This is a genomic window from Mesorhizobium sp. M0954, assembly GCF_040319155.1.
GTDB lineage: Bacteria > Pseudomonadota > Alphaproteobacteria > Rhizobiales > Rhizobiaceae > Mesorhizobium.
Genome location: NZ_JAMYNR010000063.1, coordinates 1 through 10,212 on the forward strand (window position 1 = coordinate 1; position 10,212 = coordinate 10,212).

Below are 10,212 nucleotides of genomic sequence, written 5' to 3' on the forward strand. Positions count from 1 at the left end.
GGGCGTCGCGAACCCCACCTTGGCCAGCGGCCGCAAGGACCGTGCTCAAAGGCCGGACATATGGACGCAAGCGATCGAAAACGACGCAAAACAACCGTTGCAGACAGGGCGCCGTCCACATATGGATCCTAGGGTCTGCGCAGGCCGCTTCGCGGCTGCTCCGCCCTAGGATGACGAAGGCATGGGGGGCCCCGCTAGCCCCAACGGGGAGAGGAGGGAGTTCATCCCGCTCAATCATCATAGCTGTGCCCTGCCCTCAGCCCGTCGCGCACGCGTGCCGCGATGGCCAGGAACTCCGGCGTCTCGCGGATATCGAGCGGTCGCTTTTTCGGCAGCGTCGATTCTATGACGTCGCTGACACGCCCCGGGCGCGGCGACATGACGATGATGCGCGTCGACAGATAGACCGCCTCGGGGATCGAATGGGTGACGAAGCAGATAGTCTTGTTGGTGCGCTCCCAAAGCTCCAGCAGCTGTTCGTTGAGGTGATCGCGCACGATCTCGTCCAGCGCGCCGAACGGCTCGTCCATCAACAAAAGGTCGGCGTCGAAGGCGAGCGCCCGCGCGATCGAGGCGCGCTGCTGCATGCCGCCCGAAAGCTGCCAGGGGTATTTCTTCTCGAAGCCGCTGAGATTGACAAGGTCGAGGGTTCGCTTGATGCGCGCCGCCTGCTCCGCTCTGGACAGGCCCATGATCTCCAGCGGCAGTGCCACATTGCGCTGGATGGTGCGCCACGGATAAAGTGCGGCCGCCTGGAAGACATAGCCATAGGCGCGGCTCTGGCGCGCCTGCTCGGGCGTCATGCCGTTGACGGAGATGGCTCCCGATGTCGGCTTCTCCAGATCGGCGATGACGCGCAGCAAGGTCGTCTTGCCGCAGCCGGAGGGCCCGATGAAGGACACGAATTCCCCCTTGCCGATCGTCAGGTCGACATTCGACAGCGCCTGTACCGGACCATCATTGGTCTGGAAGGTCAGGCCAAGCTTGCTTGCCGAAACAACGGCTGGGGATACTCCCGTCATCGGCCGTAGCCTGTCGCTTCCGGCCACTGCGGCGCCGGCCGGAATCCCATTGATTTTACCCAGATGTTGCTTTCCACTCGCCCAGTCCTACTCGCCCCAGTTCTATGCGCCCCAGTTCCACGCGCCCTTGTCCCATCAGATAGACGCCCGGAGTTGCCCCGATGTCGCCCAAACCGACTTGCCATCTTATCCGCCCTGAAAGCTCTTATGAAGGCAAGCAGGGCCTGAGTTATTTCGCCGGTATCGCCGCCGAAACAGTCGGCTCGTCCGGCATCTGCATGCATCTGCTGACCATGCCGCCGGGTGCCCGCGCCAAGGCGCATATGCACGAAAACCATGAAACCGCGATCTATGTGCTCTCCGGCGAAGTCCATACCTGGTATGGCGACCGGCTCGAACAGCATATCGTGGTCAAGGCCGGCGATCTTTTCTATATTCCCCCCGGCGTGCCGCATCTGCCGGCCAATCTGAGCGACGGCCCCGCCTCGGCGGTCATTGCCCGAACCGATCCCAACGAACAGGAAAGCGTCGTCCTGCTGCCGGAACTGGATGGGTTGGTCGCCTGACGCCGGCATCGAGGCGGCGGTCGTCATCGGCACCGTCACGAACATGATTTCAGCGGCCCGATCTCCTCAAGGCCGGGAATGGTCACGAAGAAACCGTCCCCTCCTCTGTTGATGACCTTGACGACATCCGTGGTCGTGCCCTTCTCGCCCTCGGCGAAACAGGTGGAGCTCAACAACAGGGTGCCAGGCGCCGTCGTCAGTCGCTGTGCGAACTGGCAGCCGCTGCCATAGGTTTCGACGCCGTCGGCGGTCAGCACGACATAATCGTCGCTGTCCTGATAACCGAGCCGTACACCAGCGCAACCGACCTCATTGCCAAAGGAGCCGGCAAGGACGTCAGCCGCCGCCGGCCCGGCGCCAAGGATCACTGCGGCCATTGAGATAATCGCTCCGTGGCTCGCCAAGCTCAAACGCCCGTCGCCGGAATGCCCGTCCGTTCCACCTTGCGCGGCGCGGAAATTTCCTTCCACGTCGACAGCGCCCGGTTGACCGCCGCGTTCGGCTCGCGAGCGACGAACTCGCCATGGCCGGGCTTCGCCTTGACCTCGTTTTCCTCGATCGACAGTTCGCCGCGCGAGAAGACGAAGCGCGGCAGGCCGGTTACCTCAAAACCTTCGAAGACATTGTAGTCGATCACCGACTGCTGCTTCTTGGCCGTGATCTTCTTCTTGCGCTTCGGGTCCCAGACGATGATGTCGGCGTCCGCGCCTTCGACGATGGCGCCCTTCTTCGGATACATGTTGAGGATCTTGGCGATGTTGGTCGAGGTCACCGCGACGAACTCGTTCATCGTCAGCCGGCCGGTGTTGACGCCGGTCGTCCACAGCACCGGCAAACGATCCTCGAGCCCGCCCGTGCCGTTCGGGATCTTGGTGAAGTCGCCGACGCCGTTGCGCTTCTGTTTGGTGGTGAAGGCACAATGGTCGGTCGCCACCACTTGCAGCGACCCGGCCTGCAGGCCGGCCCACAGCGAATCCTGGTGCAGTTTGTTGCGGAAGGGCGGGCTCATCACCCGGCGCGCCGCATGGTCCCAGTCCTTGTTGAAATATTCGCTCTCGTCCAGCGTCAGGTGCTGGATCAGCGGCTCGCCGAATACCCGCATGCCTTTCTGGCGCGCCCGGCGGATGGCTTCGTGCGCCTGCTCGCAGGAGACATGCACGACGTAGAGCGGCACGCCGGCCATGTCGGCGATCATGATGGCGCGGTTGGTCGCCTCGCCTTCGACTTCAGGCGGGCGCGAATAGGCGTGCCCCTCCGGGCCGCTGTTGCCCGCCGCCAGCAGCTTCTGCGACAGCGCCGCGACCACGTCGCCATTCTCGGCATGGACCAGCGGCAGCGCGCCAAGATCGGCACAGCGCTGGAACGACGAATAGAGCTCGTCGTCATCGACCATCAGCGCGCCCTTGTAGGCCATGAAATGCTTGAACGAGGTAATGCCCCTGTCGACGACGGTGGCCATCTCGTCGAACACCTGCTTGCCCCACCAGGTGATCGCCATGTGGAAGGAATAGTCGCAGGACGCCTTCGAGGTCTTGTTGTCCCACATCTGCAGGGCCTCGAGCAGTGATTGCTGCGGCGCCGGCAGGCAGAAATCGACGACCATGGTCGTGCCGCCGGCAAGGGCCGCGCGGGTACCGGATTCGAAGTCGTCGGCCGAATAGGTGCCCATGAACGGCATTTCGAGATGGGTATGCGGGTCGATGCCGCCCGGCATCACATAGCAGCCGCTGGCGTCGAACTCATGGTCGCCATGCAAATCCGAGCCGATGCCGATGATCTTGCCGTGCTTGAACAGCACATCGGCCTTCCACGTCCGGTCGGCGGTGACGATGGTGCCATTCTTGATGACTTTGGACATTTTCTTGTTCCCTTATTCTCTTCGCGCTTCTTGTGAGCGGCGTTGCGAGGCTATCCCATCACCCCACAATCCCCGCCGTGTCCACCACCGCATGGAACAGCACGTCGGCGCCGGCCGCTGCCCATTCCTTGGTGATTTCCTCGGCCTCGTTGTGGCTGAGCCCGTCGACACAGGGGCACATCACCATTGCGGTGGGTGCGACGCGGTTGATCCAGCAGGCGTCATGGCCGGCGCCCGAGACGATGTTGCGATGCGTATATCCCAGGCGCTCCGCCGCATCCCGCACAGCCTTGACGCAGCCCGCGTCGAAAGTGACCGGATCGAAATGGCCGACCTGATCGATTTGATATTTGATGTCGAGCGCGTCGCAAATTGTGTCGATGCCGTCGCGGATGCGGCCGTCCATGGCGTCCAGCACCTCCTTTTCCGGCGAGCGGATGTCGATAGTGAAGACGGTGCGCCCGGCAATGATGTTACGCGAGTTCGGATAGACCTCCATATGGCCGACCGCGCCGACGGCGTCGGGTTGGTAGTCCATGGCGATCTCGTGCACCAATTCGATCACCCGCGCCATGCCGAGCCCGGCATTGCGCCGCTTCGGCATCGGCGTCGAGCCGGTATGCGCCTCCTTGCCGGTCAGCGTCACCTGCAGCCATTTCAGTCCCTGGCCGTGGGTGACGACACCGATGTCGATGCCCTCGTCCTCGAGGATCGGGCCCTGCTCGATATGCAATTCGAAGAAGGCGTGGATCTTGCGCTCACCGACTTTCTCGGTGCCCTTCCAGCCGATCCGTTCGAGCTCCTCGCCGAATTTCTTGCCGTCCTTGTCGACATGTGAATAGACGTCGGCCTGGTCGAGCACGCCGGCGAATACCCCGGACGCCATCATCGCCGGCGCAAAGCGGGCGCCTTCCTCGTTGGTCCAGTTGGTGACGACGATCGGATGCTTGGTCTTGATGCCGAGATCGTTGAGCGAGCGCACGACCTCCAGGCCGCCGAGCACGCCGAGCACGCCGTCATACTTGCCGCCGGTCGGCTGGGTGTCGAGATGGCTGCCGACATAGACCGGCGGCAGGCTGGGGTCGGTGCCTTCGCGACGGGCAAACATCGTACCCATCTCGTCGACGCCCATTTCGAGCCCCGCCTCATCGCACCAGCGCTTGAACAGATGCCGCCCTTCGCCGTCCTCGTCAGTAACAGTCTGGCGATTATTGCCGCCGGCAATGCCGGGGCCGATCTTCGCCATCTCCATTATCGAATCCCACAAACGGTCTGAATTGATCCGCAGATTCTCGCCGGGGGCGGCCATATTCTAAAACCTCATTGGTTGCGCGGCGTCGAGGGGGAGGGAAAGCTGCACCTGGTTCAATCCACCGCCCTCAGCACTTCGCGCACGTGGTCGATCAATTCGTTGATCTGGCCCTTGGTGATGATCAGCGGTGGCGACAGCGCGATGATGTCGCCGGTGGTGCGGATCAATGCACCGCGCTCGAACGCCTTGACGAAAGCCGAGAAGGCCCGCTTCGTTGGCTGGCCGGCGATCGGCGCCAGCTCGATCGCGCCGATCAGGCCGATGTTTCTGATATCGATGACGTTCGGCTCGCCCTTCAGCGAGTGCAGCGCGTCCTCCCAGTACGGCGCCAGTTCCTCGCCGCGCGTCAGCAGCCCTTCTTCCTTGTAGGTGTCAAGCGTGCCCAGCGCTGCCGCGCAGGCGATCGGATTGCCCGAATAGGTGTAGCCGTGGAAGAACTCGATCATGTGCTCGGGGCCGGTCATGAAGGCGTCGTGGATTTCCTTCTTCACGAACACCGCGCCCATCGGGATGACGCCGTTGGAGACGCCCTTCGCCGTGGTCATGATATCCGGCGTGACGCCGAAATAGTCGGCGGCAAACGGCGTACCGAGACGGCCGAAACCGGTGATGACTTCGTCGAAGATCAGCAAGATGCCGTGCTTGGTGCAGATCTCGCGAAGCTTCTGCAAATAGCCCTTCGGCGGCAGGATGACGCCGGTGGAACCGGCAACCGGCTCGACGATGACGGCGGCGATGGTCGAGGCGTCGTGCAAGGCGACGATGCGCTCCAGCTCGTTCGCCAGTTCCGCGCCATGCTCCGGCACGCCCTTGGTGAAAGAGTTCTTTTCCGGCAGATGCGTGTGGGGCATGTGATCGACGCCGCCGAGCAGCGTGCCGAACATCTTGCGGTTGGTGACAATGCCGCCGACGGAGATGCCGCCGAAATTGACGCCGTGATAGCCGCGTTCGCGGCCGATCAGACGGGTGCGCGAGCCCTCGCCTTTGGCGCGGTGATAGGCGATCGCCATCTTCAGCGCGGTCTCGACCGATTCCGAGCCGGAATTCGTGAAGAACACATGGTCCATGCCCTTCGGCGCGATGTCGACCAGCCGGTTCGCCAGCTCGAACACGATCGGATGGCCCATCTGGAACGCCGGCGCATAGTCGAGCTCGGCCGCCTGGCTCTGGATCGCCTCGGTGATCTTCGGGCGGCAGTGGCCGGCATTGACGCACCACAGGCCGGCGGTGCCGTCGAGAACCTTGCGCCCGTCGCTGGTCGTGTAATGCATGTCCTTGGCCGACACCATCATGCGCGGCGCCTGCTTGAACTGCCGGTTTGCCGTGAACGGCATCCAGAATGCACTGAGATCGTTCGGCGTGACTTTCAGCCGGTTGGACATGACCGAGACTTCCCCTTGTAACCTGTTTCGGTGCGGCTAACGCCTGGTCTTTCCAACTTGGTCTTCGCGACGTTTTCGTGCTACGCAAATTTTTGACCGGTTGGACAAACGTTAGCACCGCCTTATCAGCGGTCAAGGGATTACTAGCGGAAATGCGGCTTTCGAAGTGCGCTCCACAGGGCGGAGAAAAACTGGTCCAGAGAATTGGTCCAGACACTCCCCGCAGCGAAGGTTTTTCGAGGTGACGGATGCGGTCGAAAGCTCTGCTCCTCGCCGCACCCGCATCCAGGTGGAAAAGCGCGAGCTCATCCTCGAGGCGGCGCTCGAAGTCTTCTCGACCAACGGTTTTCGCGGCTCGACAATCGACCAGATCGCTGAAGCCGCCGGCATGTCGAAGCCGAACCTGCTCTATTATTTCCGCCGCAAGGAGGACATCCACAAGACGCTGATGCAGCGGCTTCTCGACACCTGGCTGGCGCCGCTGCGCGAACTCGACGATATCGGCGACCCCTTGACCGAACTGCGCAGCTATATCAGGCGCAAGCTCGAAATGGCACGCGATTTCCCGCGCGAGAGCCGGCTGTTCGCCAACGAGATCCTGCAGGGCGCGCCGCGCATCATGCCGATGCTGGAAGGCGAGTTGAAGACGCTGGTCGACGAGAAGGCCAATGTCATCAAGGGCTGGATGCGCGCCGGCAAGATTGCCCGCACCGACCCCTGGCACCTGATCTTCTCGATCTGGGCGACGACGCAGCATTATGCCGATTTCGACGTGCAGGTCCGCGCCGTGCTCGGCCCCGATCGCGGCGGCGACGGCCGTTTCGAGGATGCCGCAAGGTTTCTCGAGCAGCTGTTCATCGACGGGCTGAAGCCGAAGGGCTGAGGCAGCTCGGCTGTCGCAAACCTCCCCCATTGCTTCGTCATCCTGGGGCGCAGCAAGGAGCGGAGCGACGCAGCGCAGACCCCAGGATGACGAAGCTGGGCTCACGCGCTGCGCCGCTCGGCCGGCAGCGCATCGAGCAGCTTCTGCAGCTTGGCGATCGAGTTCTGCTCGGCGAGCGGCGTGTAGACGATCAGCTTCATGTCCGAGCCGTCGTCGATCGACAGGCTCATATGCTCGAACGCCATGGCACCCGCTGTCGGATGCCTGACATGCTTTACACCCGACAGGTTACGGGCCACGTCGCGTAGCGGCCACCAGGCGCGAAACTCCGGGCTCGAGCGCGTCATCAGCGCGATCAGCCGCTCGAAATCCGGATCGCCGACATATCTGGCGCTTTCTGCCCGGAATGACGCCAGCACGGCACGTGCCAGTTCCTCCCAATCAACGAGCAGGCGCCGATGCTGCGGGCTGGTGAAAACCATATGGACGATGTTGCGGGCATCGCCCTCCAGCAGGCCATAGTCGCCGAACACGGCTGCCGCGGCAGAATTCCAGGCCAGCACGTCCCAGCGCCGCCCAAGGACATAGGCCGGCTGCAGGACCAGGCTCTGCAGCATGTGCAGCAACGGGCTATCGACTTTTTCCGGCGCGTCGACGCGACGCTCCGGCTGCGGGCGGCCGGCAAGAATGAACAGATGCCGTTGCTCGGCCGTGTCCAGGCGCAGCGCCCGGCTGAGCGCCGTCAGCACTTCCACCGACGGCCGAACGTCGCGGCCCTGCTCCAGCCAGGTGTACCAGGTCGTGCCGACGCCGGCGATCATCGCCACCTCCTCGCGCCGCAGCCCGGGCGTGCGCCGGCGCAGGCCGGTCGAAATGCCGGTGGCCGAAGGCGTCAGCCTTTCGCGCCGCGAGCGCAGAAAGGCGCCAAGCTCGCGGCGGCGGCTGTCTTCGGCGGAGTGTGTCGGTGAATCCATCGGTGCTATTATAGCAGTATCGATACCAGGATAAAGTTTGAACTGTTTGGCAAGTGGCCGGTGCCCCATCTTTCCGTTCAGAGCGATGACATGGAGGCTCTGAACATGGAACTGAAAGATAGGACAATCCTCATCACAGGATCGACTGACGGCGTCGGCCGCGTCGTCGCGCAACGGCTCGGCGCCGGCGGTGCCCGTATCCTGGTGCATGGCCGCGACGCGACTAGGGGCAAGGCGACCGTGGCCGAAATCGAAGCCGCCGGCGGCAAGGCCGAGCTGCTGGTCGCCGACCTCTCCTCCCTGGCGGAAGTCCGCCGCCTCGCCGAGGCGGTGCGCGCAAGGACCAAGCGACTCGATATCCTTATCAACAATGCCGGCGTCGGCACAGCCGGCCCCAACTCCAAACGACAGGTTAGCGCCGACGGCTACGAGTTGCGCTTTGCCGTCAATTATCTCGCCGGCTTCCTGCTCACCATGGAGCTGCTGCCGCTGCTCAAGTCCAGCGCGCCGTCGCGCATCGTCAACGTCGCCTCGGCCGGCCAGCAGGCGATCGACTTCGACGACGTCATGCTGACCCGCTCCTATGACGGCGTCCGTGCCTACTGCCAGAGCAAGCTGGCGCAGATCATGTTCACCATCGACCTGGCGGAGCAGCTGAACGGCACCGGCGTCACGGTCAACAGCCTGCATCCGGCAAGCTACATGAACACCACGATGGTGCGGCAGGCGGGCGTCACACCCTGGAGTTCGGTCGAAACCGGCGCCGAAGCCATCATCAATCTCGCCACATCGCCCACGCTGGAAGGGCGAAGCGGCCTCTATTTCGACGGCCAAAGGGAATCCCGCGCCGATGCGCAAGCCTATGACGCGAAGGCGAGGCAGCAGTTGCGTGAATTGAGCCTCGGTCTTGTCGGGCTCGCACCCGCTTCCGCAACATCGAAGAAAGAAAATTCATGACCGAGAAAACGCAGCACGCCGTGATCGTCGGTGGCTCCTCCGGCATCGGCCTCGCCACCGCGACAAAGCTGCTCGGCCCGGGGATGAAGGTGACTATCACCGGGCGCAGCAGGGAACGGCTCGACAATGCATGGCAAAGCCTTGGCGGCGCTGTCGGAAAAGCTGCCTTCGATGCCGCGAAGCCGGACGAGGTTCGCCGGTTCTTCAACGATCTCGGCCCTTTCGATCACCTGGTGCTGGCCGCCAGCGGCGGCAAGGGCCTCGGCGCGTTCGAAACGCTTGACCTGACCGACATCGGCGGCGGCGTCGACGAGAAGGTCCGGCCACAGCTCTCCTGCCTGCAGGCCGCCTTGCCGACGCTGAACAAGAACGGCTCGGTGACTTTCATCTCGGCGGTGTCGGCGCAATTGTCGGCGCCGGGTGTCGCCGGCATCGCCGCCGTCAACGGCATGCTGCTGACCGTGGTGCCGATCCTGGCAATGGAGCTGAAGCCGCTACGCGTCAATGTCGTGGCGCCGGGCGTCATCGACACGCCGTGGTGGGATTTCCTGCCCGATGAACAGCGCCATGCGGTGTTTGCCGAGTATGCCGGCAAGACGCCGGTCGGCCGCATCGGCCGCGCCGAGGACGTCGCCGAGGCAATTGCGTTCCTGGTTTCGAACAGCTTCGTCACCGGCCAGGTCCTGACCTGTGATGGCGGCTTGCGGTATGCGGCGTGAGCGGCTGCCTCCAAGAGGCATCAGTCGTTGTCAAAGCGACTGCGCGATCAGCGCCAGAAATCCTCCGGCCAGCGCGACGTTGCCGACAAAGCCATTGATGCGGGACGCGCGCTCCGGGCCCTGATTGTCCCAGAAGTTATGGAACATCGGCGTGGCGACGATCAGGAACAGGATCAGGCATGCCGCCGCCGGAGCGGTCCAAATGCCCGCGGTCACCAGTGCTCCGGCAATGATCTGCAGGACGATCCCCAGCCAAAGAACCAGCCGTGCCTGCGGCACGCCGCGCGTCGTCATCAATTGGCTCACCGACGCCGCGTTCTGAATGTTGCGCAGGCCGGCAAAGACAAAGGCGCCGCCAAGCAGCAGGCGGGCGGCGAATAGGACCTCACTATCAAAGTTTGAAAACATGCTGTCGGGTCCTTGGGCAGAAAAGAGGCGCGCGGCGCAACGGCCCCCGCCGGGGGGGAGGCAAAACCGGCCCCCCAGGCGGGGGGGGGGTGTGTTGAAGTAAACGCAACCCAAAACCGGGGGCGGGGGTT

The 10,212-nt window shown here is 63.5% G+C and carries 11 protein-coding genes; 4 read left to right on the plus strand and 7 right to left on the minus strand.

The features are described from left to right. Positions 1-230 precede the first annotated feature (230 nt). Positions 231-1,022, minus strand: coding sequence for an ABC transporter ATP-binding protein (locus NKH93_RS33865; protein ID WP_352471507.1), 792 nt, complete (start codon positions 1,020-1,022; stop codon positions 231-233). Positions 1,023-1,183: 161 nt separating this feature from the next. On the opposite strand from NKH93_RS33865, the gene NKH93_RS33870 reads away from it, so the two are divergent. Then, entirely contained in the window at positions 1,184-1,588 is a 405-nt protein-coding gene (locus NKH93_RS33870) for a cupin domain-containing protein (protein WP_023675871.1), read from the plus strand. A 35-nt stretch (positions 1,589-1,623) separates the two neighbouring features. On the opposite strand, the gene NKH93_RS33875 is transcribed toward NKH93_RS33870, so the two are convergent. Genes NKH93_RS33875 through aptA form a run of 4 tightly spaced genes read right to left on the minus strand, consistent with a single transcriptional unit; the run spans position 1,624 to position 6,140 of the window. Further along, entirely contained in the window at positions 1,624-1,965 is a 342-nt protein-coding gene (locus tag NKH93_RS33875; protein WP_352471506.1) for a hypothetical protein, read from the minus strand. A 29-nt stretch (positions 1,966-1,994) separates the two neighbouring features. Further along, the gene (hydA, locus tag NKH93_RS33880) at positions 1,995-3,446 is read right to left on the minus strand and encodes a dihydropyrimidinase (RefSeq protein ID WP_352851542.1); all 1,452 of its coding nucleotides are present in this window, start codon (positions 3,444-3,446) and stop codon (positions 1,995-1,997) included. A gap of 58 nt (positions 3,447-3,504) precedes the next feature. Continuing rightward, a complete protein-coding gene (locus NKH93_RS33885) occupies positions 3,505-4,755 on the minus strand; it encodes a Zn-dependent hydrolase (protein ID WP_352471503.1) in 1,251 nt (416 codons plus the stop codon). Between the two features lie 56 nt (positions 4,756-4,811). Then, a complete protein-coding gene (aptA, locus tag NKH93_RS33890; protein ID WP_352471500.1) occupies positions 4,812-6,140 on the minus strand; it encodes an omega-aminotransferase AptA in 1,329 nt (442 codons plus the stop codon). 241 nt (positions 6,141-6,381) lie between these two features. Between aptA and NKH93_RS33895 the strand changes: the two genes are divergently transcribed. Further along, entirely contained in the window at positions 6,382-7,023 is a 642-nt protein-coding gene (locus tag NKH93_RS33895) for a TetR family transcriptional regulator C-terminal domain-containing protein (protein WP_352503191.1), read from the plus strand. Between the two features lie 101 nt (positions 7,024-7,124). Here the strand turns inward: NKH93_RS33895 and NKH93_RS33900 are convergent, their stop codons facing one another. Next, complete coding sequence (locus NKH93_RS33900) at positions 7,125-7,997, minus strand: helix-turn-helix transcriptional regulator (RefSeq protein ID WP_352750218.1); 873 nt, start codon at positions 7,995-7,997, stop codon at positions 7,125-7,127. Positions 7,998-8,102: 105 nt separating this feature from the next. Here NKH93_RS33900 and NKH93_RS33905 point away from each other — a divergent pair, with 105 nt between their 5' ends. Both NKH93_RS33905 and NKH93_RS33910 read left to right on the plus strand, forming a co-directional pair. After that, complete coding sequence (locus NKH93_RS33905; protein WP_352923654.1) at positions 8,103-8,954, plus strand: SDR family NAD(P)-dependent oxidoreductase; 852 nt, start codon at positions 8,103-8,105, stop codon at positions 8,952-8,954. Continuing rightward, positions 8,951-9,673, plus strand: a complete 723-nt coding sequence (locus NKH93_RS33910) for an SDR family oxidoreductase (RefSeq protein WP_352923653.1) — start codon at positions 8,951-8,953, stop codon at positions 9,671-9,673. Before NKH93_RS33905 ends, NKH93_RS33910 begins: the two co-directional genes overlap by 4 nt. Positions 9,674-9,703: 30 nt before the next feature. Here the strand turns inward: NKH93_RS33910 and NKH93_RS33915 are convergent, their stop codons facing one another. Continuing rightward, positions 9,704-10,081, minus strand: coding sequence for a DoxX family protein (locus NKH93_RS33915; RefSeq protein WP_352923650.1), 378 nt, complete (start codon positions 10,079-10,081; stop codon positions 9,704-9,706). Positions 10,082-10,212 lie beyond the last annotated feature (131 nt).

Excerpts from the sequence above, each read along its gene's own strand:
- NKH93_RS33865 (WP_352471507.1), bottom strand. The coding sequence starts at position 1,022 with ATGACGGGAGTATCCCCAGCCGTTGTTTCGGCAAGCAAGCTTGGCCTG.
- NKH93_RS33870 (WP_023675871.1), top strand. The coding sequence starts at position 1,184 with ATGTCGCCCAAACCGACTTGCCATCTTATCCGCCCTGAAAGCTCTTAT.
- NKH93_RS33875 (WP_352471506.1), bottom strand. The coding sequence starts at position 1,965 with ATGGCCGCAGTGATCCTTGGCGCCGGGCCGGCGGCGGCTGACGTCCTT.
- hydA (WP_352851542.1), bottom strand. The coding sequence starts at position 3,446 with ATGTCCAAAGTCATCAAGAATGGCACCATCGTCACCGCCGACCGGACG.
- NKH93_RS33885 (WP_352471503.1), bottom strand. The coding sequence starts at position 4,755 with ATGGCCGCCCCCGGCGAGAATCTGCGGATCAATTCAGACCGTTTGTGG.
- aptA (WP_352471500.1), bottom strand. The coding sequence starts at position 6,140 with ATGTCCAACCGGCTGAAAGTCACGCCGAACGATCTCAGTGCATTCTGG.
- NKH93_RS33900 (WP_352750218.1), bottom strand. The coding sequence starts at position 7,997 with ATGGATTCACCGACACACTCCGCCGAAGACAGCCGCCGCCGCGAGCTT.
- NKH93_RS33905 (WP_352923654.1), top strand. The coding sequence starts at position 8,103 with ATGGAACTGAAAGATAGGACAATCCTCATCACAGGATCGACTGACGGC.
- NKH93_RS33910 (WP_352923653.1), top strand. The coding sequence starts at position 8,951 with ATGACCGAGAAAACGCAGCACGCCGTGATCGTCGGTGGCTCCTCCGGC.
- NKH93_RS33915 (WP_352923650.1), bottom strand. The coding sequence starts at position 10,081 with ATGTTTTCAAACTTTGATAGTGAGGTCCTATTCGCCGCCCGCCTGCTG.